The 20175-nt window shown below is 67.8% G+C and carries 25 protein-coding genes; 10 read left to right on the forward strand and 15 right to left on the reverse strand.

The genetic code is table 11. The annotated features are described in order from the left end of the window. Positions 1 to 3: 3 nt before the first annotated feature. From IEX89_RS09145 to IEX89_RS09180, 8 genes are all read right to left on the reverse strand, one after another. Complete coding sequence (locus IEX89_RS09145; RefSeq protein WP_188911985.1) at positions 4 to 408, reverse strand: type II toxin-antitoxin system VapC family toxin; 405 nt, start codon at positions 406 to 408, stop codon at positions 4 to 6. Continuing rightward, positions 405 to 1046, reverse strand: coding sequence for a hypothetical protein (locus IEX89_RS09150; RefSeq protein WP_188911987.1), 642 nt, complete (start codon positions 1044 to 1046; stop codon positions 405 to 407). The genes IEX89_RS09145 and IEX89_RS09150 overlap by 4 nt, the downstream gene beginning before the upstream one ends. Before the next feature lie 89 nt (positions 1047 to 1135). Next, entirely contained in the window at positions 1136 to 2173 is a 1038-nt protein-coding gene (obgE, locus tag IEX89_RS09155) for a GTPase ObgE (RefSeq protein WP_188911989.1), read from the reverse strand. 36 nt (positions 2174 to 2209) lie between these two features. After that, positions 2210 to 2941, reverse strand: coding sequence for a GNAT family N-acetyltransferase (locus tag IEX89_RS09160; protein ID WP_188911991.1), 732 nt, complete (start codon positions 2939 to 2941; stop codon positions 2210 to 2212). Between the two features lie 211 nt (positions 2942 to 3152). Next, entirely contained in the window at positions 3153 to 3419 is a 267-nt protein-coding gene (rpmA, locus tag IEX89_RS09165; protein ID WP_188911993.1) for a 50S ribosomal protein L27, read from the reverse strand. A 113-nt stretch (positions 3420 to 3532) separates the two neighbouring features. Then, the gene (rplU, locus tag IEX89_RS09170) at positions 3533 to 3931 is read right to left on the reverse strand and encodes a 50S ribosomal protein L21 (RefSeq protein ID WP_188911995.1); all 399 of its coding nucleotides are present in this window, start codon (positions 3929 to 3931) and stop codon (positions 3533 to 3535) included. Between the two features lie 217 nt (positions 3932 to 4148). Continuing rightward, positions 4149 to 4901 (reverse strand): tRNA (guanosine(46)-N7)-methyltransferase TrmB, encoded by a 753-nt coding sequence (gene trmB, locus IEX89_RS09175; RefSeq protein WP_188911997.1) that lies wholly within the window; start codon positions 4899 to 4901, stop codon positions 4149 to 4151. A gap of 69 nt (positions 4902 to 4970) precedes the next feature. Continuing rightward, positions 4971 to 6581: a phosphoenolpyruvate carboxykinase gene (locus IEX89_RS09180; RefSeq protein WP_188911999.1), complete on the reverse strand. Its 1611-nt coding sequence runs from the start codon at positions 6579 to 6581 to the stop codon at positions 4971 to 4973. Positions 6582 to 7037: 456 nt separating this feature from the next. On the opposite strand from IEX89_RS09180, the gene IEX89_RS09185 reads away from it, so the two are divergent. The 5 genes from IEX89_RS09185 (at position 7038) to IEX89_RS09205 (ending at position 11317) form a co-directional block, all read left to right on the forward strand. After that, entirely contained in the window at positions 7038 to 8486 is a 1449-nt protein-coding gene (locus IEX89_RS09185; RefSeq protein ID WP_188912001.1) for an NAD(P)/FAD-dependent oxidoreductase, read from the forward strand. Positions 8487 to 8569: 83 nt separating this feature from the next. Next, complete coding sequence (locus tag IEX89_RS09190; RefSeq protein WP_210317608.1) at positions 8570 to 9181, forward strand: VOC family protein; 612 nt, start codon at positions 8570 to 8572, stop codon at positions 9179 to 9181. A 24-nt stretch (positions 9182 to 9205) separates the two neighbouring features. Beyond that, a complete protein-coding gene (locus tag IEX89_RS09195) occupies positions 9206 to 10087 on the forward strand; it encodes a TauD/TfdA family dioxygenase (protein ID WP_188912005.1) in 882 nt (293 codons plus the stop codon). Between the two features lie 16 nt (positions 10088 to 10103). Further along, positions 10104 to 10733: a LysE family translocator gene (locus IEX89_RS09200; protein WP_188912007.1), complete on the forward strand. Its 630-nt coding sequence runs from the start codon at positions 10104 to 10106 to the stop codon at positions 10731 to 10733. Positions 10734 to 10807: 74 nt separating this feature from the next. Then, complete coding sequence (locus tag IEX89_RS09205; protein ID WP_308423825.1) at positions 10808 to 11317, forward strand: DUF4345 domain-containing protein; 510 nt, start codon at positions 10808 to 10810, stop codon at positions 11315 to 11317. Here the strand turns inward: IEX89_RS09205 and IEX89_RS09210 are convergent. Together IEX89_RS09210 and IEX89_RS09215 are read right to left on the reverse strand one after the other, a co-directional pair. Further along, positions 11250 to 11762, reverse strand: coding sequence for a GNAT family N-acetyltransferase (locus tag IEX89_RS09210; RefSeq protein WP_188912008.1), 513 nt, complete (start codon positions 11760 to 11762; stop codon positions 11250 to 11252). The two genes, IEX89_RS09205 and IEX89_RS09210, sit on opposite strands and share 68 nt — an antisense overlap. After that, the gene (locus tag IEX89_RS09215; RefSeq protein ID WP_188912010.1) at positions 11759 to 12565 is read right to left on the reverse strand and encodes a HugZ family pyridoxamine 5'-phosphate oxidase; all 807 of its coding nucleotides are present in this window, start codon (positions 12563 to 12565) and stop codon (positions 11759 to 11761) included. The genes IEX89_RS09210 and IEX89_RS09215 overlap by 4 nt, the downstream gene beginning before the upstream one ends. Positions 12566 to 12778: 213 nt before the next feature. On the opposite strand from IEX89_RS09215, the gene IEX89_RS09220 reads away from it, so the two are divergent. The 5 genes from IEX89_RS09220 to IEX89_RS09240 all read left to right on the forward strand — a co-directional run bounded on the left by IEX89_RS09220 (position 12779) and on the right by IEX89_RS09240 (position 16844). Continuing rightward, positions 12779 to 13477, forward strand: a complete 699-nt coding sequence (locus IEX89_RS09220; RefSeq protein WP_188912012.1) for a response regulator transcription factor — start codon at positions 12779 to 12781, stop codon at positions 13475 to 13477. Positions 13478 to 13700: 223 nt separating this feature from the next. Then, entirely contained in the window at positions 13701 to 15533 is a 1833-nt protein-coding gene (locus IEX89_RS09225) for a sensor histidine kinase (RefSeq protein WP_188912727.1), read from the forward strand. A gap of 1 nt (position 15534) precedes the next feature. Continuing rightward, positions 15535 to 16002, forward strand: coding sequence for an HPr kinase/phosphorylase (locus IEX89_RS09230; RefSeq protein WP_188912014.1), 468 nt, complete (start codon positions 15535 to 15537; stop codon positions 16000 to 16002). Positions 16003 to 16093: 91 nt separating this feature from the next. Next, positions 16094 to 16495, forward strand: coding sequence for a PTS sugar transporter subunit IIA (locus tag IEX89_RS09235; protein ID WP_188912016.1), 402 nt, complete (start codon positions 16094 to 16096; stop codon positions 16493 to 16495). Between the two features lies 1 nt (position 16496). After that, positions 16497 to 16844, forward strand: a complete 348-nt coding sequence (locus IEX89_RS09240) for an HPr family phosphocarrier protein (RefSeq protein WP_188912018.1) — start codon at positions 16497 to 16499, stop codon at positions 16842 to 16844. Between the two features lie 4 nt (positions 16845 to 16848). On the opposite strand, the gene IEX89_RS09245 is transcribed toward IEX89_RS09240, so the two are convergent. Genes IEX89_RS09245 through hisB form a run of 5 tightly spaced genes read right to left on the reverse strand, consistent with a single transcriptional unit; the run spans position 16849 to position 20055 of the window. Next, entirely contained in the window at positions 16849 to 17559 is a 711-nt protein-coding gene (locus tag IEX89_RS09245) for a sulfate transporter family protein (protein ID WP_188912020.1), read from the reverse strand. A gap of 21 nt (positions 17560 to 17580) precedes the next feature. Continuing rightward, the gene (gene hisA, locus IEX89_RS09250; RefSeq protein ID WP_188912023.1) at positions 17581 to 18342 is read right to left on the reverse strand and encodes a 1-(5-phosphoribosyl)-5-[(5-phosphoribosylamino)methylideneamino]imidazole-4-carboxamide isomerase; all 762 of its coding nucleotides are present in this window, start codon (positions 18340 to 18342) and stop codon (positions 17581 to 17583) included. Continuing rightward, entirely contained in the window at positions 18330 to 18980 is a 651-nt protein-coding gene (hisH, locus tag IEX89_RS09255; RefSeq protein ID WP_188912024.1) for an imidazole glycerol phosphate synthase subunit HisH, read from the reverse strand. The genes hisA and hisH overlap by 13 nt, the downstream gene beginning before the upstream one ends. Then, positions 18977 to 19465, reverse strand: a complete 489-nt coding sequence (locus IEX89_RS09260; protein WP_188912026.1) for a DUF2628 domain-containing protein — start codon at positions 19463 to 19465, stop codon at positions 18977 to 18979. The genes hisH and IEX89_RS09260 overlap by 4 nt, the downstream gene beginning before the upstream one ends. A 2-nt stretch (positions 19466 to 19467) precedes the next feature. After that, positions 19468 to 20055 (reverse strand): imidazoleglycerol-phosphate dehydratase HisB, encoded by a 588-nt coding sequence (gene hisB, locus IEX89_RS09265; RefSeq protein WP_188912028.1) that lies wholly within the window; start codon positions 20053 to 20055, stop codon positions 19468 to 19470. Between the last annotated feature and the right edge of the window lie 120 nt (positions 20056 to 20175).

A 20175-nucleotide genomic window follows, 5' to 3' on the forward strand; every position in this document is an offset into this window, starting at 1 on the left:
CGCTTAGGCCAGGTCGGTGTGCCCGAAATCGTCTCCCTTGTACAGGAGCGGCGCGCCCGCGCCCTTGGCCACCGCATAGGCGAGGCAATCGCCGAAATTCAGCCGCGCCGGGTGATCGCGGCCCTTGCCGAAACGCCGAAAGGCGGACGCGGCGAGCAGGAAGTGGCTCTCGTCGAAGGGGACGACCTCGATGTCGAGGGTCGTGGTCAGCCTGTCCATCGCTGCCAGGCCGCTCGCCTCGCCGAGCTTGCCCACGAGGACGTTGTGCACCTCGACGAGCGTCGGCGCTCCGACGCGACAGCCGTTCGCGACGATCAGAGCTTCGAATGCGGCGCTCTCCTCCTCGGAGAAGGCCAATGCGATTAGAGCGGACGTATCGACGTATACGCGCCGCGAGTCGTCGGTCACTTCGGCAACCCGTTCTCGTCGTACATGTCGGAATGATCCGACGTCACGCCGGGGGGCTTCATGCGCGCGATCTCCTCCTGCATCGCACGGATCGCTGCACGACGCTCCGCGATTTCCTCGGGCGAAGGGGTACGCACGGGCGGCCGGGGGTTCGCTCGCGTGCCGTGCTCCGCATCGCACAGACGCCGCAGCCCTTCGGCGACCACCTCGTCCACCGTTCGATTGGTCGTGCGGGCGACGTCCTGCGCGAGCGCGTAGGTCCGATCACTGACATTAAGTTCCTGGGCCATCGTTGCCCCGCAATCGTCCTGATTGATCCAGTCGACGATCGCGCGCCGCCGCTCCCGCCGGCGAGCGATCGCCGCCTCGGAGAAGATGTCCTCGCCGTCGACGGTCATCGCGCGGCGGCGAGCCGCGATGTCTCTCATCCCGGCCTCGATGATCTCGGCGGCCGACAGATCGCCGCAATCGCTCGATCGGCGGATCGGCGGAGGCTCCCCAGCCGGCGCGCGACGTCGCGAGGCCATGGCGCCCAGAGCCTTCTCGACGACCACGTCCACGCTCTCGCCCGTCTCTTCGGCGAGCCTGTGCGCCGCCTCGTAGGCGGCGTCGCTGTGGACCTTCAGCTCCTTGCCCATCGCGCCCTCCATCGTGCGAAAGCTACGCAGACGCAACCGAAAGGTCAAGATGAACGTGCGCTACCCGGCATAGGTCGACTCACGGTGGTTCACGGCCGCCATTCCGCCTCCGGCGCGGCTTCCAGGCGCTCGTCCTCCGCGATGCCGTCGATCTCCGCGCGAAGGGCTCGCAGCGCGGCCTCGACCCCGGTGCCGGCGACGGCGGAGAGCAGGAGCGGCGTCTTCCCGCAGGCGCGGCGCAGGCGCTCCTTCTGCTTCTTCAGCGTCTCGGCGTCCAGCGCGTCGACCTTGGAGAGCGCCACGATCTCGGGCTTGTCCTCGAGCCCGTGACCATAGGCCTCGAGCTCGCCGCGCACCGTCTTGTAGGCCTGGCCGGCATGCTCGCTCGTGCCCTCGACGAGGTGGAGCAGCACCCGGCAGCGCTCGATGTGACCGAGGAAGCGGTCGCCGATGCCCGCGCCTTCGTGCGCGCCCTCGATCAGCCCCGGGATGTCGGCGAGAACGAACTCGCGCGCGTCGCTGCGCACGACGCCCAGCCCCGGATGCAGCGTCGTGAAGGGATAGTCCGCGATCTTCGGCTTCGCCGCCGTGGTCGCGGCGAGGAAGGTCGACTTGCCGGCGTTGGGCAGGCCCACGAGGCCGGCGTCGGCGATGAGCTTGAGGCGCAGCCAGATCCAGCGCTCCTCGCCTTCGAGGCCCGGATTGGCCCGGCGCGGCGCGCGGTTCGTGGACGTCGTGAAATGGGCGTTGCCGAAGCCGCCGTTGCCGCCGCGGCACAGCACGACGCGCTGCCCGATCTCGGTGAGGTCCGCGAGCAGCGTCTCGCCGTCCTCGTCGAGGATCTGCGTGCCGACGGGCACCTTGAGCACGACGTCCTCGCCCGACGCGCCGGTGCGGTTGCGGCCCATGCCGTGCACGCCCTTCTGCGCCTTGAAGTGCTGCTGGTAGCGATAGTCGATGAGGGTGTTGAGCCCCTCGACGCATTCGATCACGACATCGCCGCCGCGTCCGCCGTCGCCGCCGTCGGGGCCGCCGAACTCGATGAACTTCTCGCGCCGGAAGGAGACGGCGCCGGCGCCGCCGTCTCCCGCCTTCACGTAGATCTTGGCCTGGTCGAGGAACTTCATCGGGGTCGGTCCTGGTCTTTCATGCCCCGCGGCGGATCATTCCGCCGCGAGGAAGAGGGGGCGGCCCGTCGCGGTCGCCGCCGCGGAGCCGGAGGCGCGGTGCCGTGGCGCGTCCGCGTCCTCCCCGTCGTCGGCCTCGCCGGCGACGAGGACGAGCTCCGGCGCCTGCGGCCGCGCCGGCGCCCAGCCGTCGCGGCTCCAGGCCTTCAGGCTCGCCCAGTCCCGGCGCGTCAGGCGGAACGTGTCCACGGGGAAGCTGCCGCGCAGGGTCGAGTTCCGGAAGCCGGGCCCCTCGAAGACGAAGCCCGACTTCTCCAGAACCCGCCGCGAAGCCGGGTTGCCGACGCGCACGGACGCCGCGAGCGCCTCGCCGTCGGTGAAGGCGAAGAACGCGTCGATCATGGCGCGCGCCGCCTCCGTGGCGAGGCCCTGGCCCCAGAACGGGCGCCCGAGCCAATAGCCGATCTCGGCCTCGCCGGCGGCGCCCGGCTCGATGCCGATCATGCCCAGGAGCCTGGTCGGCTGCGCCTTCGGTGCCATGGCGAGGCGCAGGCTCGCGCCCTCCATGGCGGCGCGCCGGGTCTCGAGAACGTAGGGCGCAGCCAGGTCGGGCGGGTAGGGATGCGGGATGCGAGCGGTCATCTCCGCAACCTCGCGCTCGCCGGCGAGGCGCGCGATGGAGGCGGCATCGGAATGGCGCGGCCAGCGCAGCCACAGCCGTCTGGTCTCCAACCGGAAGACGTCGTCGCGGGTCAGCTCGGGGAACATGTCTCGGCTCCGGGTCCTGGCGCCGGCCCCCGTCCGGGAGCGCCGATGCGCCGTGAGAGAAACGACGAAGGGGAGGTGGCGCCCCACCTCCCCTCGTCGGTCTCTCCGAGAGCCGATCCCGCCTGTGGCGGGTGTGGCGTTTCTCTCGAAGCTCTCGCTGGGGTCTGGTGGGACCGGCGGGAGCTTCTGGATCAACGCTCGCTCTCGCCGCTTACTCGGCCGCCTCTTGGGCGGGCACAACGGATACGAAGGATTTGCCGGCTCGCTTGCCGAACAGGACGCGACCGTCCGTGAGGGCGAAGAGCGTATGGTCCTTGCCCATGCCGACGTTGACGCCGGCATTCACGCGCGTGCCGCGCTGGCGCACGATGATGTTGCCGGCGACGACGGCCTCGTTGCCGAACTTCTTCACGCCGAGGCGCCTGCCCTCGGAATCGCGGCCGTTGCGCGACGAACCGCCAGCCTTCTTGTGAGCCATGGGTCTACTCCCGTCTCATCTCTCGATCGCACGACCCGGGGCGCCTTTTGCGCCGCACGAGCCGCGAGGAATTCCGTTTCTCGCCCGAGCGCTCTCGCGCCCGAAAACCCGAATCAGGCCTCGGCCTGCTCGCCCTCGGTCTTCTCGACCTTCGGCTTCGTCGCCTTCTTCTTCGGCGCGGCATCCGCCTTGGCGGACTTGCCGTTGGCCGAGATCTCGACGATGCGCACCGACATCAGGTCCTGACGGTGGCCGCGCTTGCGCTTCGAGTTCTGGCGGCGGCGCTTCTTGAAGGCGATGACCTTCGGCCCGCGCGTGAGCGCGACCACCTCGGCCTTCACCGACGCACCCGCCACGGTCGGCGCACCGACCTGGACGTCGTCGCCCTCGCCGACCATCAGCACGTCGAGCTCGACGGTCTGACCAGGCTCGGCGCCGAGCCTCTCGATCGTAATCACGTCCGAAGCGGCAACGCGATACTGCTTGCCGCCGGTCTTGATCACTGCGAACATCGTTTTCATCCTCGTGTTCGGCCCGGCTCACCGCGCGGTCGCCCCCTCGCGAGGAGGACCGACGGGACCGGCTTCTTTGCAGCTTCCGGCTTCCCCGCGCGCGGACGCGCTGCGGGAAGCGAGGGAGTTAGTCGCAAACGACGCGCGTGTCAACGCCGGATGCGGCGTTCCGGCACCCCTGAAACGGCTCGTCGCCGGTCAACCAGAGACCCGCGCGTCAGCCCGAGACCCGCTCGAAGGTGAGGTAGCTCGGCACCCTCCCCTCGCGGACGGCCTTGGCCTCGTAGCGCGTGCCGGGCCAGCCGGGATAGGGGGTTCGCCAATCCTCCGCCCGCTGCGCGAGCCAGGCGAGGCGCGGCTCGGCCGCCGCGCGAACCAGCGTCCAGCCGACGTAGTCGTCGATGTCGCTCGCGAAGCGGAAGACGCCGCCGGGCTTCAGCACGCGGGCGATCTCGCGAAGCGTTTCGGGGGAGACGAAGCGGCGCTTTCGCGTGCGGCGCTTGGGCCACGGATCGGGATAGAGCAGGTAGACGGCGTCCAGCGACGCGTCGGGCAGCGCGGGCAGGAGAAGCGCCGCGTCCTGGTCGAACAGGCGCACGTTGGCGAGGTCCTCCTCGTCGATGGCGGCCAGCATCTTCGCCATGCCGTTGACGAAGGGCTCGACGCCGACGAACCCCGTGCCCGGCTCGGAGCGCGCCATGTGCGCGAGGTGCTCGCCGCCGCCGAAGCCGATCTCGAGGACGAGCCGCTCCGACCGATGCGGGAAGAAGGCGCGCGGGTCGGCATAGGCGGCGCGCTCGGCCCGCGGGTCCGGCAGCAGGCGCTCGGGCAGGAGCGTGGCGAGCCGCGCCTCCTGGCCGGCGCGCAGGCGCTTGCCTTTGCGCCGCCCGAAGAAGGCGCTGGCAGGCCCGTCGTGGTCCTCTCGGCTCTCGGTGTCGATGCGGGTGGTGTCGTGCTGATCTCGGCTCATCGGCTCGTTCGGGTCGGCGTTCGTGCGCCGACCCTTACACGGCTCACCCGCATCGCGTGAAGAGCGGCGTCAGGCCGCGATCGACATGGAGGGCGCCGCCGCGCGCACGTCGTCGTCGACGTCGCCCTCGAAGCGCTTGAAGTTCTCCTCGAACATGCCGATGAGCTTCTTCGCCGTCTGCGCGAACTGCGCCTTGTTCTGCCAGGTCTTCACCGGGTAGAGGATGTGCGGCTCGATGCCGGGCACCGAGGTCGGGACGGCGAAGCCGAAATAGGGGTCCTGCCGGAAGTCGGCCTTGGCCAGCGAGCCGTCGAGCGCCGCCGAGAGGAGGCGGCGCGTCACGCGGATCGGCATGCGCCGCCCCACCCCGTGCATGCCCCCGGTCCAGCCGGTGTTCACGAGCCAGCAATCGACGTGGTGGCGCGCGATCAATTCGCGCAGCATGTTGCCGTAGACCGACGGCGGGCGCGGCATGAAGGGCGCGCCGAAGCAGGTCGAGAACGTCGCCTGCGGCTCCGTCACGCCCTTCTCGGTGCCCGCCACCTTGGCCGTGTAGCCGGAGAGGAAGTGGTACATCGCCTCCGCGCTCGTCAGCTTGGCGATCGGCGGCAGCACGCCGAATGCGTCGCAGGTGAGCATGACGATGTTCTTGGGCTGGCCCGCGCGCCCGCTCTCCACCGCGCCGGGGATGAAGTCGAGCGGGTAGGCGCAGCGCGTGTTCTCGGTCTTCGAGGCGTCGTCGAAATCCGGCTCGCGGGTGTGAGGGTCCAGCACCACGTTCTCCAGCACGGTGCCGAAGCGCCGCGTGGTGGCGTAGATCTCGGGCTCGGCGTCCGCCGAGAGGCGGATCGTCTTGGCGTAGCAGCCGCCCTCGAAGTTGAACACGCCCTGGGGCGCCCAGCCGTGCTCGTCGTCGCCGATGAGCGGACGCGCCGGGTCGTTGGAGAGCGTCGTCTTGCCCGTGCCGGAGAGGCCGAAGAAGAGCGCCACGTCCTTGGGGTCGGACATGTTGGCCGAGCAGTGCATCGGCATGACGCCCTTCTCGGGCAGGACGAAGTTCAGGTAGGTGAAGACCGACTTCTTCATCTCGCCCGCGTAGGACGTGCCGCCGATGAGCACGATCTTGCGCGTCAGGTCCATGGCGATGACCGTCTTCGAGCGGCAGCCGTGCCGGGCGGGGTCCGCCTCGAAGCTCGGCAGGTCGATGATGGTCAGCTCGGGCACGAAGGCGCGCACCGTGTCGATCTCGGGGCGGCGCAGCAGGTTGCGGATGAAGAGCGAGTGCCAGGCGAATTCCGTGTAGACCCGCGTGCGCACGCGGTGGTTCGGGTCGGCGCCGCCGAAGAGGTCCTGCGCGTAGAGCTCCATGCCCTTGGCGTGCGCCCGCATGTCCTTGAGCAGCGTGTCGAACTGGGCCGGCGTGATGGCGCCGTTGGCGTCCCACCACACGGTGTCCTCGGTGGTGGCGTCGCGCACCAGGAACTTGTCCTTGGGCGAGCGCCCGGTATGCACGCCCGTCTCGGCGACGAGGGACCCGCCGGCCGCGAGCCGCGCCTCGCCGCGCGCGATGGACCGCTCGTAGAGCGCCGGCGCCTCGAAGTTCCAGTACACGCGCGCGAGATCGGAAAAGCCGATCGTGTCCGCGCCCTGAGCGCTGTTGTAGACGCCGAGATTCTCCACCGGACGAGCCTCCATTGCTTCTTCGGCCGCGGCGCGCGCCCGAAGGCACCCGCCGCGGAGCCCGACGCCCCCGTCGAGCGAGCGGACACGCACTTGGCGCGCGCATTCCGCACGTCACCCGAGGGTTTAGAGGCTCCGTCACATCCCTGCAACATCGCGGGCTCGCGACTTTGGGATGGGGAGAGCGCCCAATGAGAGCATTGTCCATCGGGGGCATCCATGAACCGTGGTCGTCGATGTCTCGCCTGACATGAGCAACGACTCTCGCACCAGCTGTTCAAGCAACTAGGAACAGAGATGCGAAGGATGTCGGCAAGGCTCTAACTTGCGCAACGAAAAGAACTTACCTGAGTAATGTAGCACTTTTTGATTGCTTCTTCGCCTCCGACGCGCATACTTGATACCGACGAAGGGCGCGCGTCGGTGAGCGCCGAAACCTCGGAATGGAGAGCCGCCATGCAGGCTGATGCAGACCGTCGGATTACCGAGGCGGATATCTTGATCATCGGAAACGGAGCGCTTGGGCTGTTCGCAGCGGAGGCGCTCGCATCGCGTGCCCCAACACGCAAGATCGCCGTCGTAGGCCCGGCAGATCGCGAAGCAGGAGCAAGCCAGGCAGCCGGAGCAATGCTCGGGTGCTTCGGCGAAGTCACTACTGACACCCTACGCACCGATGCAGGCCGCCAGCGGTTCGGAATCGGAGTGGAAGCGCACAAGCTCTGGGACAAGACGATCGCTCGCCTGCAGGAGTTCGCGCCGAGCGGCAGCTCTCTGAAGGTGTCGAGCGACACGTACGTCGTGCTGAACTCAATCGGCCACGTTCTCGACTCGCACAATTTCAAAGCGATAATCGCGGCGTTGAACGAATACCAACAGCCGTGGTCGGAGGCTGATCCTGACACCATCGTGGGCTTCAATCCTCGGCCAGACTGCCGCGCTTTCGGCTGCATTCGGCTTCACGATGAGGGAGCTATCGATGCTCGGGCTGTTCTCTCCGCACTCGAAAAGAAGCTCAAATATGAGGGCATCCATCTTGTCGATCACAGCGTGCGAAAGATCATCACGCAGCAGGGCACTGCTACCGGGGTGGAGCTTCAAGACGGCTGGACAATCGAGGCGAGCACCGTCGTCCTGGCTGCAGGCGCTCAGAGCGAAGCCCTTCTCAGCACGGCTTCGACGGACATAAATCTGATGCCGACGTTCCCCGGCCTCGGTCTCGGCATGCTCGCCAGACGCTCCAGAGGTAGCGCTTTTGATAGCGTCGTGCGAACACCCAACCGCGGCTTCGGTTGCGGACTCCATGTCGTACCGCAGGGAAATAATCGAGAGTACCTCGGGTCTACAAACCGTGTCGTTCACCAAGTCATGAATGTCTCTTGGCTTGAAGACCTGCGATACTTATCGAAATATTCTATGCAGCAACTTGATGAAAATATCGCACACCACCAAGTCGAACACTGGCTTCGCGGGAATCGGCCGATCACGTTTGACGGGTTTCCACTCGTAGGTTGGCTACCGATTCCTGGTCTCTATCTTATGACAGGGACATTCCGCGACGGGTACCATGGCGCTCCGCTTCTAGCTACGCACGTAGCAGACGAGATCGAGGGAAAGCCAGGACCCCTCGGGGCAATCGTCAAGCCGACGCGCTCCGCAATCGTCACAAGGACCGTGGACGAATCTATCGAGGAATATGCGCAGCATAGCATTGCGACTTGGTACGAAGTTGGCTCTGATTCGTGCGAGATGCCGACCCGTACGCTTGAGGAATTCTACCGGGATCGCGCAAGACGCATCTATGATGAACTCGAACTTGGATACGGCATCGGCCCTGACGTACTTTGGTACGCATTCGGCGATCAAGCCGGCGCTCAACATATACGCACGTACCTGTCCGCGGCTTAATTGTCGCTCGATGCCCAGCAGATTCAGATTGCGAATGTAGCCTAAGCAGCCGAATGGAGGCTTAAATGCCAATATTTGATCATATGACGATGGTCGCACCTTCATTGGAAGAAGGCATCTCGTACTTGGAAGACATGGTGGGAATCGAGCTCGTGAACGGCGCCAAGCACGTCGACATGGCGACACATAACCGCCGCATCAAGCTCGGCGTAGACTGTTATCTCGAGGTAATTGCGCCGGACCCACAAGCCAACGCTCCTGCGCAGGCTCGCTGGTTCGGATTAGATCAAATCGAGGACGTCCGTGCTGCATGGTCGCAGGGCAGGCGCCTGAGGGGCTGGGTGGCGAGGACCAACCAAATCGATGCTGTGCTGGCGACCCATGGACACCTTCTCGGCACGAAGCGGTGGCTCGACGGGCATTTCTACTTCTCGGTTCCGGACGAAGGCAAGCTTCCGCTTGGCGGCGTCCTACCCTCCATCATCGACGTCCAGAATGCCGTCCCGACCGCGGTGAGCTTGGACGACCAGAGCATTATTCTTGATGATTTTACAATCGAGCACCCTTCACCGGATGATGTCACTTTTCTATACGAGGAGATTGGCTTGGAAAACGCCCCCAAGGTGGTGTTTGGCAAAGAATTTTTGTATCGAGCGACGCTAAGGACGCCTACTCGAAGTGTTACCATTCGATAACACGGAATCAATGGAGAGATTGATATGTTATGCTTGAACCTATGTGAGTTCCTCTACCGTGGTAATTACGGAAGCGCACTAAATCCACAGTGCGTCGATAGTGAATTAGCACATTTGTTCGCCAAGAGCGTATCCTGGCCACGCGACGTATACCCCTTATCATTACGCTTGCGAGCAGAGTTAAATAATAGAGGTTATGCCATCATTTCAACTGACATCGTCAATTTTGCGCCTCCTACTCCCAATACGTCTGACGCATTTTACCCAGGACCTTATTTTGGAGAAGCAATTCTTGGGCTTGTTGGATCTATGTTGGGGAAAGTTCAAAGCCTTCCTCACCAGAATAATGGGCGCCTCTTTCACGACATCATGCCTATTGCCTCACAGCATGACCAACAGTCCTCAGCAAGCTCAAGCGTCACGCTTGAAATGCATACCGAACTGGCGTTCGTCGACGACCCCCCAGACTACGTACTATTATTCTGCGTGCGTCAGGACCCGAACGCGGAAGCTGAGACGTATCTCTTTGATGCCTTTGACGCATTTAACACTATTGGCTGTGAGGATATGATTGAGCTGAGTAAAGATCAATTTTGCTTCGGGACAGATATAAACGTCACGGAGAATCTTGATACATCGGTGATTGATCGATCAATCGTCGATCTGGTCGCTATGCGCCTCATGCGATATGATGTGGACTTATATAAGCGTACTGGAAGTAGAGCAGATCGAGCATTTGATAATCTTCTGAGAGCCTTGGTTGCAGTACGCACTTCGATCAAGCTAAATCATGGCCAGTTGATCATTATTGACAATAAACGTGTCGTCCATTCTCGAAGTCATTTTAATGCAGCATACAATGGCCGTGATAGGTGGCTGAAGAGGAGCCTCGTGCAAAGATATTGACAGTTGGGAGGGTGGGTTGAACGAAACCTTGTTCTTCGGCTTTCTCGCGGCGACGGCCCTGCTGCTGAGTGCACCCGGCCCGTCATGCGCGCTTGCTGCCAGTCAAGCTATCCGCCACGGCCCACGAGCGGCGGCGCTGACGGTCGCTGGCGATGCGCTAGGGTCTACGGTACACATCATAATTGCTACGCTCGGCTTGCAGATCCTCATCGGTATCGCTGGGTTTGTTTTACCCTTCGTTCAAATCATCGGTGGAATCTATGTCGCATATCTGGGTATTAAAAGCTGGAGAGATACGCGAGATCAAAACAATACTGCCGCGAACCCGGATGATCAGCAAGCTTTTTTCATAGGTTTTGTTACATGCCTGAGCAATCCAAAGGCAGTCATATTTTTTATTGCTCTTTTCCCGGGATTTATCGACCCTAGTTACAATATCCCTCTTCAATCCTTCGTTTATGGAATCGTGTTTATTGTCTTGGACGCTTTGTCGATCATGCTCTATGCAATTCTGGGCCTGACGATCGCAAGATCGCGCTTGTTTTCGTCTGTCCGCCACAGCCTGTTCAGCGCTACCGGCCTCTTCTTGGTTGGCGCATTCCTGATCGTCAAAGGCAGCCTGGAAGTGATCGAACTCGTGCGATGAGCAAAGGGATCTGCCCTGAAACGCTTCCCCCCTCAGCCACGTATCTCCCGCTCGTGAAAGAGACGGAGACGCGTGTGATCGAAATTTCGACGGAGCGGCGCCTGCTCCAAGGGGCGATCCTCGTCGCCGGCTGCGTGCCGGTGCTGGCGGGGCTCGCCGGAGTGGTGACGGGAACGGAGTTCATCGGCCGCGGCGGCGGAGGCATCGGCGCGAGCGCGAGCGCGAGCGTGCCGGTGGAGAGCCACGTGCGCTACCTCTCCGGCCTCCTCCTCGGCATCGGCCTTGCCTTCTGGGCGGCGGTCCCGCGGATCGAGGCGCACGGCCGGCGCGTGCGGCTCCTCGCCGGCATCGTCGTCGCGGGCGGCCTGGCTCGTCTGCTCGGAATCGTGATCGACGGCCCCGCCGACATACCGATGACGGCCGCGCTCGCCATGGAGCTCGTGGTCACCCCGGCCCTGGCGCTCTGGCAGGGTCGCGTGGCGCGCCTCTGGGGGCCGGTGGTGGCGGCGACCCGCGTCAGCCGGCCGCGAGATCGCGCGTCATCCGCACCGACGCGAAGCCGAGAGGCCCGATCGGCACGGTGACGTGCGCGAGAGCCCGGAAACCCATGCGCGCGTAGAACGCCTCCGCAGGCAGCGTCGAGAGGCATTCCATGCGCTCGAGGCCCCGGGCGCGCGCCTCGGCGAGGGCGGTCTCGACGAGGAGGCGGGCCGCGCCCCTTCGCAGCGCGTCGGGATGCGTCGCCACGTGGCGGACGTGGCCCGTGCCGGGCGGGCTCTCGGCACCGCCGGGGGCGCTCTGCGTCCAGCCGCCGCAGGCGACGATGCGGCCGTCCTCGCCCTGCGCGACATGATAGGTGCCGCTTTCGAGGAGCGCGGGATTGGCGCGGGTCATCAGCGGCAGCGCAGCGGCGAGGGTGTCGGGCGCGTACCAGCCCGCGAACAGGCGCCCGTAGGACGCCGCGAGCACGGCGGAGACCGCCTCGGCATCGGCGGGCGTCGCGGGGCGGATGCGCAGCGTCGGGCTCACCCCTCCGTCCCCCGCGCGCGGTCCGCCATCTCCTTCAGCACGCGCCTGAGGCGCCCGCCCTCGCTCACCCGCTCGGGGAAGGCGACGCGCGCCGCGAGGTCGCCGGCGGCGAGGTCGATGCCGTCGGGGTCGAGCCCGGTGGCGCGCCACTCGGCCTGCGGCGCCTTGGCGAGGCGCGTGGCGTAGAGGGCGAGCGCGTCGCGATGGTCCTCGTTCATGTGGGCGACGGCGCTCTCCTCCAGCGCGAGCAGGCTCTCCGCGTCGTCCACGCGGGTGAGGAGGTCCGCGCGCGAGACCGCCATGGCGCGGGCGAAGCCGCCGTTGAGGTGGGCGCCCTCCACCTCCATGCGGAAGACCGCGAAATCGCCGAAGCCGGCATAGAGGTCGGCCTTGGGGTGGCGCGCGAGGAAGCGGGCGCGGGCGCGCGGCGCGTCGGTGGGCGCGATGCGGCCGATGACGGTCAGCCGCGGATGGGCCAGCGGATCGCCCTTGCCGCGCTCGGCGAGCAGGACGGAGGCACGCGGGTCGGCGGCGAGGTTCGCCGTGTGGCCGGACAGCCGCGACATCAGGAAGAGCGGCGCGCCGTCCTGGTCGGTGGCGACCGTCACCAGGGTCGCGGAGGGGAAGCCCGCCACGCGGTCGATCGTGGCGAGCGCGCCGGCGCGGATGCGGCGCAGGAGGTCCTTGGCGACCGCGATGCCGTCGTAGGAGGGGTCGGGCCCCACCCGCTCGAGGATCGCCTTCGCCTCCTCCGAGATCCCGCTCTCGCCCGGATTGGGCCCGCCTCGCGTCCCTTGCGTCATGCACTCGTCCCCTTCCGTTCGCGGCACGCTTTGCCCACATGCGGCAAGACGTGGTAAACCGTCATGAATTCGTCCGAATTCCGAGGCCTGGGCGGTGGGCGGCTCGTCCGGCGCATCCCGCGCCGGCCTCGCGCGTTCCCGCGTATCGCCGCCTCGGGACCCGGATCATCGGCCGTCCGGAGCAGCGGCCGCAAGAGACCATCGGGAGCTTAGATGCCCACCATCGCCCTCGTCGACGACGATCGCAACATCCTCACCTCGGTGTCCATCGCGCTCGAGGCGGAGGGCTACCGCATCCAGACCTACACCGACGGCGCCTCGGCGCTGGACGGCCTGCGCCAGACGCCCCCCGACCTCGCGATCTTCGACATCAAGATGCCGCGCATGGACGGGATGGAGCTGCTGCGCCGCCTGCGGCAGAAATCCGACCTGCCGGTGATCTTCCTCACCTCGAAGGACGAGGAGATCGACGAGCTGTTCGGGCTGAAGATGGGCGCAGACGACTTCATCCGGAAGCCGTTCTCGCAGCGCCTCCTGGTGGAGCGCGTGAAGGCCGTGTTGCGCCGCTTCGCCCCCAAGGACGTCACCGCGCCCCGCGAGCCGGACACGAAGGCGCTGGAGCGCGGCCAGCTCGTCATGGATCCCGAGCGCCACACCTGCACCTGGAAGGGCGAGCCGGTGACGCTCACGGTCACGGAATTCCTGATCCTGCAATCGCTCGCGCAGCGCCCCGGCGTCGTGAAGAGCCGCAACGCGCTCATGGACGCCGCCTACGACGACCAGGTCTATGTCGACGACCGTACCATCGACAGCCACATCAAGCGGCTGCGCAAGAAGTTCAAGGCGGTCGACACGTCCTTCGAGATGATCGAGACGCTCTACGGCGTCGGCTATCGCTTCAAGGAAACCTGAGGGAGCCTTCGTGGACGCACGCCGGGAGGGCTACGGACGATCCGACGCGAACGAGGCGAGCCGGGAGGGCGGCGCCGCGGAGGCGGGGTCGTCCGCGGACGCCGTTCCGAGCCAGCCCCGCGGCCTCGCCTCGCCCGCCGCGGTCGTGGCGCTCGCCAAGGCCGGGACCAGCCGACGCGTGCGGCTCGGCCTCCTCGTGCGGCTTCGCGGCCTGTGGCGGGCGATGGCGGGGCGCGCCTCGTCGAGCCTGGTGCGCCGCATCGTGGTGCTCAACCTCGCGGGGCTCGTCGCGCTCTTCTTCGGCTTTCTCTACCTCAACCAGTTCCGCGAGGGGCTGATCGAGGCGCGGGTGCAGAGCCTGCTCACCCAGGGCGAGATCATCGCCGGCGCCATCGCCGCCTCGGCCACGGTCGATTCCGACACGATCCTCATCGACCCCGACCGCCTGCTGCAGATGCAGACCGGCGAGAGCTCGGTGCTGACCGACGAATTGTTCTCCCCGCTCGAATTCTCCATCAATCCCGAGCAGGTCGCCCCGCTGCTGCGGCGCCTCGTGACGCCGACGCGGACCCGCGCGCGGGTCTACGACCGCGAATCGATCCTGCTGCTCGACACCCGTGCGCTCTATTCGCGCGGCGACATCCTGCGTCTCGACCTGCCGCCCATCGAGACGGCGCCGCCGGGCTTCTTCGAGCGCGCCGTCGACGCGCTGCGCGACGTGTTCGTGCCGTCGAGCGCGCCCTCGCTGGAGACGATCGGTCCCACCGACGGGCGCGTCTTCCCCGAGGTGCGCCAGGCGCTGGCCGGCGAGCGCTCGAGCGTGGTGCGCCTCAACCCCGCCGGCGAGACCATCGTCTCGGTCGCCGTGCCGATCCAGCGCCAGCGCGCCGTGCGCGGCGTCCTCCTGCTCTCGACGCAGGGCGGGGACATCGACGCCATCATCGCCTCCGAGCGCTTCGCGCTGCTGCAGGTGTTCATGGTGGCCGCGGGCGTGATGATCGTGCTCTCGCTGATCCTCGCCAACGCCATCGCCGGCCCCGTCTCGCGCCTCGCGGAGGCGGCGGAGCGGGTACGCCGAGGCATCAAGTCCCGCCAGGAGATCCCCGACTTCACCGGCCGCTCCGACGAGATCGGCCACCTCTCGGGGGCGCTGCGCGAGATGACGGAGGCGCTCTACGACCGCATCGAGGCGATCGAGAGCTTCGCCGCCGACGTCGCCCACGAGCTCAAGAACCCGCTCACCTCCCTGCGCAGCGCCGTCGAGACCCTGCCGCTGGCGCGCTCCGACGACAGCCGCGCGCGCCTCCTCGACATCATCCAGCACGACGTGCGCCGCCTCGATCGGCTGATCTCCGACATCTCGGACGCCTCGCGCCTCGACGCCGAGCTCGCCCGCTCGGAGGCGCGGCCCGTCGACATGTCCCGCCTGATGGAGGCGGTGGTCTCGATCGCCAACGACGTGCGCCGGCCCGACGACGCACCCATCGATCTCGAGATCCGCCGCCCCGCCGGCAAGGGTCCGACGGCGCAGGCCAAGAACGCAGCGGCGCAAGGAAAGAGCGCGGCTGCGCTGGCCAAGGGCGCGTCCGCGCAAGGCAAGAGCGCGTCCGCCCAGCCCGCGACCGGCCAGCCGGCGCGCGAGGCGGCGGAGCGGGACGCGCGCACCTTCGTCGTGATCGGCCACGACAGCCGTCTCGGTCAGGTCGTGCGAAACCTTCTCGACAATGCCCGCTCGTTCTCCCCGCCCGGCGCGCGGGTGCGCGCGGCGGTGGAGCGCGAGGGCGAGATCGTGCGCCTCGTCGTCGAGGACGAGGGGCCGGGCATCCCCGACCACGCGCTGGAGCGCATCTTCGAGCGCTTCTACACCGACCGGCCGGAGCAGGGCTTCGGCCAGAATTCCGGCCTCGGCCTCTCCATCTCCCGGCAGATCGTGCAGGCCCATCGTGGCACGATCCGCGCGGAGAACCGGCTCGGCGCGCTCGGCCCCGACGGAGAGCCCCGCCGCCTCGGCGCCCGCTTCGTGGTGACCCTGCCCGCCGCGAAGGAGCGCGGGTGACGTGACCCGCCACGAGGCGACCCAGGACACGATCCACGCCACCTGCGTCGTCGTGGGCGAGGCGGGGGTGCTGATCCGGGGGGCGTCGGGGGCGGGCAAGTCGCGGCTCGCGCTCGATCTCGTCGAGGTCGCCCGCGCGCGTGGGCGCTTCGCGCGCCTCGTGGGGGACGATCGCCTCAGGCTCCAGGCCTCCGGCGGGCGCCTCGTGGCGCGTCCGCATCCTTCCATCGCCGGTCTCGTGGAAGCGCGCGGGATCGGCCTCCTCGCCCGCCCGCACCTGCCGGCGGCGATCGTGCGGCTCGTCGTCGACCTGTCCGAGACGCCGCCCGAACGCCTGCCGGAGCCCTCCGCCTTCGAGACGACGATCCTCGGCGTGCGGCTTCCGCGCCTTCCCGCCGCAGCGGACGGCCGAATCGCGACGATTGCCATGGACAGTCTAGAAGGATTATCTGTCACGCCTGTGACGTGACCGCCGAGCGATGTGGCGTTTGCCCTTGCGTTCGGCTTCGCAGTGCACAAGATAGCGGCTCCGCTCAGCCGAGCGACGGATGCAGGTCCACATGATCGGAATGGTGCTCGTCACCCACGGCCAGCTGGCGACGGAGTTCCGTGCAGCCCTCGAGCACGTGGTCGGCCCCCAGGAGCAGATCGAGACGATCACGATCGGCCCGGAGGACGACATGGAGGCGCGCCGCGGCGACATCCTCGACGCCGTGCGCCGCGTCGAGAGCGGCGCGGGCGTCGTCGTGCTCACCGACATGTTCGGCGGCACGCCGTCGAACCTCGCCTTGTCGTGCATGAACGGCCGCATGGTCGAGGTCGTCGCCGGCATCAACCTGCCCATGCTCATCAAGCTCGCGAGCGTGCGCGACCTCGAGCCCCTGGCCGAGGCCGTGCTCCACGCGCAGGAGGCGGGGCGCAAGTACATCAACGTGGCCTCCCACGTTCTCGCGGGGAAATGACATGAAAGCCGTGGATCCCGTGGAGGTCGACCCGGACGACTGTCCCGAGCCCAACGGGCCCGAAACGGTGCCGGACGGGGCGATCGCGCGTGTCCTTCCCATCGTCAACCGCAAGGGCCTGCACGCCCGCGCCTCCGCGAAGTTCGTGCAGACCGTGGAGCGCTTCGACGCCGCGGTGACCGTCACCCGCTGCGGCGAGACGGTGGGCGGGCGCTCGATCATGGGGCTCCTGACGCTGGCCGCCGCCAAGGGCACGACGATCCACGTCGCCGCCACCGGAGCCCAGGCGGCCGAGGTGATCGACGCGCTCGACGCGCTCCTCGCCAACCGCTTCGGCGAGGACGAGTGACGTCTCAGCGCGCGGCGATCGTGCGCCCGCGCGCGCCCTCCGCCCGCTCGATCCGCTTGTAGAGATGCGTCATCAGCGCGACGCCGAAGAGCGGCGTCGCCAAATTGACGATCGGGATCAGGAGAAAGGCCGCGACGATGGCGCCGGCGAGGAAGACGCGGCCCGCGTTGCGCTTCCTCATCGCCGTCGCCTCCGCCCGCGGCAGGTGGCGGTTCGCGGCGAGCTCGAAATATTCGCGCGAGAGCAGGTAGGCGTTCGCCACGAAGAAGGCGGCGATGTTGACGACCGGCACCAGCAGGAGCGCCAGCGCCACGAGGTTGACCGCGAGCGTCAGCGCGAAGAAGCGCAGGCCGTAGAGGATGGACGGCAGGAGCGCCACCTCCCGCCCCGGCTCGTCGCCGGGAAAGTCCGTGCGCTCGACGACCGCCGCGGCGTCGTCGGCGAAGACGGACGCGACGAGCGCCGAGACCGCCGGGATCAGGTAGAGCGCGCCCACCAGCAGCCCCGCGCCGGCGAGGACGACGCCCAGCGTGTCGATCCACGGATAGGCGTCGGTGTAGGTCTCTTGCGCCAGCAGCCAGTCCACGCCCCGCGTCGCCGCCGCCCAGAGCACGGCGAGCAGCAGGATCGTGAGGCCGATCGACTTCCACAGGATGCCGCGCAGGCCGGGGGAGAGGACCTGACGGAGGGCGGCGAAAGCGGACGCGACGATCATGCGCGGGACGCCGGCCGACGATCAGGACGCCGACGCGCGCTCGGCGCGGGCGGCGGCGATCATCGCCAGCGCCTCGGCCGGGTCGATGCGCCCGTCGTAGAGCGCCCGGCCGGAGATCGCGCCGGCGAGGGCGGCGCAATCGGGCTCGAGCAGCCGGGCGACGTCGTCGATGGAGGCGAGGCCGCCCGACGCGATGACCGGGATCGAGACGGCGTTGGCGAGCGCGAGCGTCATCTCGATGTTGAGCCCCTTGAGGACGCCGTCGCGGGCGATGTCGGTGTAGACGATCGCCGCGACGCCCGCGTCCTCGAAGCGCCGGCCGAGATCCTCGGCCGTCAGGGTCGAGGTCTGTGCCCAGCCCTCCACGGCGACGTAGCCGTCCTTGGCGTCGATGCCCACCGCGATGCGGCCCGGATGGAGCCGCGCCGCCTCGCGCACGAAGGCCGGGTCACGGACCGCCGCCGTGCCGATGACGACGCGAGCGACGCCCTTGGCGAGCCAGCCCTCGACGGTGCGCATGTCGCGAATGCCGCCGCCGAGCTGCACCGGGATCGTGACGTCGGCGAGGATGCCGTCGACGGCGGCCGCGTTCATCGGCTTGCCGGCGAAGGCGCCGTCGAGATCCACCACGTGCAACCAGGAGAAGCCCTGGTCCTGGAACGCGCGGCCCTGCGCGGCGGGATCGTCGTTGAAGACGGTCGCCTGCTCCATGTCGCCCTGTATCAGGCGCACGCAGCGACCGTCCTTGAGGTCGATGGCGGGGAAGAGGATCACGGGTGCCACCTCAGGAAGTTGGCGATGAGGGCGAGCCCGAGCGCCTGGCTCTTCTCGGGATGGAACTGGACGCCGGCGACGTTGTCGCGGCCGACGATCGCGGTGACGGGACCGCCGTAGTCGGTCGTCGCGACGACGTCGTCGGGGTCTCGTGGCGTCAGCGCGTACGAATGGACGAAATAGGCGTGCAGCCCGTCCTCGCCGGTGGGGATCCCGTCGAGGAGCGCGTGGGCGCGCCGCGGCGCGAGCACGTTCCAGCCCATGTGGGGGATCTTCAACGCCGGGTCGGCGGGGCGGATCGCGGCGACGTCGCCGGGAATCCAGCCGAGGCCCGTGCTCGTCTCGTGCTCGAGCCCGCGCGAGGCGAGGAGCTGCATGCCCACGCAGATGCCGAGGAAGGGCCGTCCGCGGCCCTTCACCGTCTCCGTCAGCGCCTCGACCATGCCGGGCACGGCGTCGAGCCCGCGCCGGCAATCGGCGAAGGCGCCGACGCCGGGAAGCACGACCCGCTCGGCGTCGAGGACATCGGCGGGATCGCTCGTGACGTTGACGGCGATGGCGATGCCGGCCTCGCGGGCGGCGCGCTCGAAGGCCTTGTGGGCGGAGTGCAGGTTGCCCGAGCCGTAATCGACGATGGCGACGCTCATCGTGCGCCCTCCGCGCCGGCGAAGCCGAAGGGCACGATCTCGCGCGGCGTCTCGTCCCTGCCCGGCGCCACTAGGGCGGGAGCGGGAGCGGGACGCGCGGCCAGCGCCATCCAGCGTGCGCAGGCGAGCGCGTCGGCCTCGTCGTAGCCCGGCGCCGAGACCACGTCGACGATCCGCCAGCCGCGGCGCGCATAGGTCCAGCGCCGCAGCGAGGAGGCCTCGAGGCCGATCAGCACCGAGACCAGCAGGTTCGCCAGGACGGCGGCGCCGGGATCGACGCCGAGCGCGCCGAGCGCCCACGAGAAGGCCGCGAGCGCCACGACGCTCGCGATCGCCGCGAGCCAGAGCCGGTGCCAGAGCATCCAGAGCACCGAGAAGAAGAAGGCGGGCCAGACGAAGCCGTCGCGCACGAGCACGGCGCGCTCGTATGCGGCGGGATCGCCGACGCGGGCGTCGCCCGGCAGATGGACCGTGTAGGTGCGCATGCTCACAGCGCTCCCTTGGTCGAGGGGATGCGGTCCGCCTCCCGCGGGTCGACGGCGATGGCGGCGCGCAGCGCCCGCGCGAGCCCCTTGAAGCAGCTCTCGGCGATGTGGTGGCTGTTGTCGCCGTAGAGCGTCTCCACGTGCAGGGTCACGCCCGCGTTCGACGCGAAGGCCTGGAACCACTCGCGCACGAGCTCGGTGTCGAACGTGCCGATCTTCTGGCTCGGGAACGTCGTGCGGAAGACGAGGAAGGCACGACCCGAGACGTCGAGGGAGACCCGCGTCAGCGCCTCGTCCATGGGCAGATGCACGGTGGCGTAGCGCGCGATGCCGCGCTTGTCGCCCAGCGCCTCGCGAAACGCCTGGCCGAGCGCGATGGCGACGTCCTCCGTCGTGTGGTGGTCGTCGACATGCGTGTCGCCCTTCGCCGAGACCTCGAGATCGATCAGCGCGTGGCGCGCCAGGAGATCGAGCATGTGGTCGAGGAAGCCGACACCGGTCTGGATCGCGGCCTTGCCCTCGCCGTCGAGGGTGAGCGCGAGGGCGATCTCGGTCTCGGAGGTCCGGCGTTCGACGCGCGCGGCGCGCATGGCATGTCGTCCCGTTCGCTGGTTGGGGCCGCGTTTTAGCAAGCGCCGGGCCGGATGGCCAGACGCGAGACGTGAGACCGCTCCTGCCCCGGTTGGAAATCTCCGACCCGCAGCTTAAGT

This window comes from Salinarimonas ramus (genome assembly GCF_014645695.1).
Taxonomy (GTDB): domain Bacteria; phylum Pseudomonadota; class Alphaproteobacteria; order Rhizobiales; family Beijerinckiaceae; genus Salinarimonas; species Salinarimonas ramus.

What these genes read in the sequence shown, in the direction of transcription:
- IEX89_RS09235 (WP_188912016.1), top strand. Translation starts at nt 16,094, where the DNA reads ATGATCGGAATGGTGCTCGTCACCCACGGCCAGCTGGCGACGGAGTTC.
- IEX89_RS09215 (WP_188912010.1), bottom strand. Translation starts at nt 12,565, where the DNA reads ATGACGCAAGGGACGCGAGGCGGGCCCAATCCGGGCGAGAGCGGGATC.
- IEX89_RS09260 (WP_188912026.1), bottom strand. Translation starts at nt 19,465, where the DNA reads ATGCGCACCTACACGGTCCATCTGCCGGGCGACGCCCGCGTCGGCGAT.
- IEX89_RS09240 (WP_188912018.1), top strand. Translation starts at nt 16,497, where the DNA reads ATGAAAGCCGTGGATCCCGTGGAGGTCGACCCGGACGACTGTCCCGAG.
- IEX89_RS09195 (WP_188912005.1), top strand. Translation starts at nt 9,206, where the DNA reads ATGTTATGCTTGAACCTATGTGAGTTCCTCTACCGTGGTAATTACGGA.
- IEX89_RS09190 (WP_210317608.1), top strand. Translation starts at nt 8,570, where the DNA reads ATGACGATGGTCGCACCTTCATTGGAAGAAGGCATCTCGTACTTGGAA.
- hisB (WP_188912028.1), bottom strand. Translation starts at nt 20,055, where the DNA reads ATGCGCGCCGCGCGCGTCGAACGCCGGACCTCCGAGACCGAGATCGCC.
- IEX89_RS09160 (WP_188911991.1), bottom strand. Translation starts at nt 2,941, where the DNA reads ATGTTCCCCGAGCTGACCCGCGACGACGTCTTCCGGTTGGAGACCAGA.
- IEX89_RS09220 (WP_188912012.1), top strand. Translation starts at nt 12,779, where the DNA reads ATGCCCACCATCGCCCTCGTCGACGACGATCGCAACATCCTCACCTCG.
- rpmA (WP_188911993.1), bottom strand. Translation starts at nt 3,419, where the DNA reads ATGGCTCACAAGAAGGCTGGCGGTTCGTCGCGCAACGGCCGCGATTCC.
- IEX89_RS09185 (WP_188912001.1), top strand. Translation starts at nt 7,038, where the DNA reads ATGCAGGCTGATGCAGACCGTCGGATTACCGAGGCGGATATCTTGATC.
- obgE (WP_188911989.1), bottom strand. Translation starts at nt 2,173, where the DNA reads ATGAAGTTCCTCGACCAGGCCAAGATCTACGTGAAGGCGGGAGACGGC.
- trmB (WP_188911997.1), bottom strand. Translation starts at nt 4,901, where the DNA reads ATGAGCCGAGATCAGCACGACACCACCCGCATCGACACCGAGAGCCGA.
- hisH (WP_188912024.1), bottom strand. Translation starts at nt 18,980, where the DNA reads ATGAGCGTCGCCATCGTCGATTACGGCTCGGGCAACCTGCACTCCGCC.
- IEX89_RS09245 (WP_188912020.1), bottom strand. Translation starts at nt 17,559, where the DNA reads ATGATCGTCGCGTCCGCTTTCGCCGCCCTCCGTCAGGTCCTCTCCCCC.
- rplU (WP_188911995.1), bottom strand. Translation starts at nt 3,931, where the DNA reads ATGTTCGCAGTGATCAAGACCGGCGGCAAGCAGTATCGCGTTGCCGCT.
- IEX89_RS09150 (WP_188911987.1), bottom strand. Translation starts at nt 1,046, where the DNA reads ATGGGCAAGGAGCTGAAGGTCCACAGCGACGCCGCCTACGAGGCGGCG.
- IEX89_RS09225 (WP_188912727.1), top strand. Translation starts at nt 13,701, where the DNA reads ATGGCGGGGCGCGCCTCGTCGAGCCTGGTGCGCCGCATCGTGGTGCTC.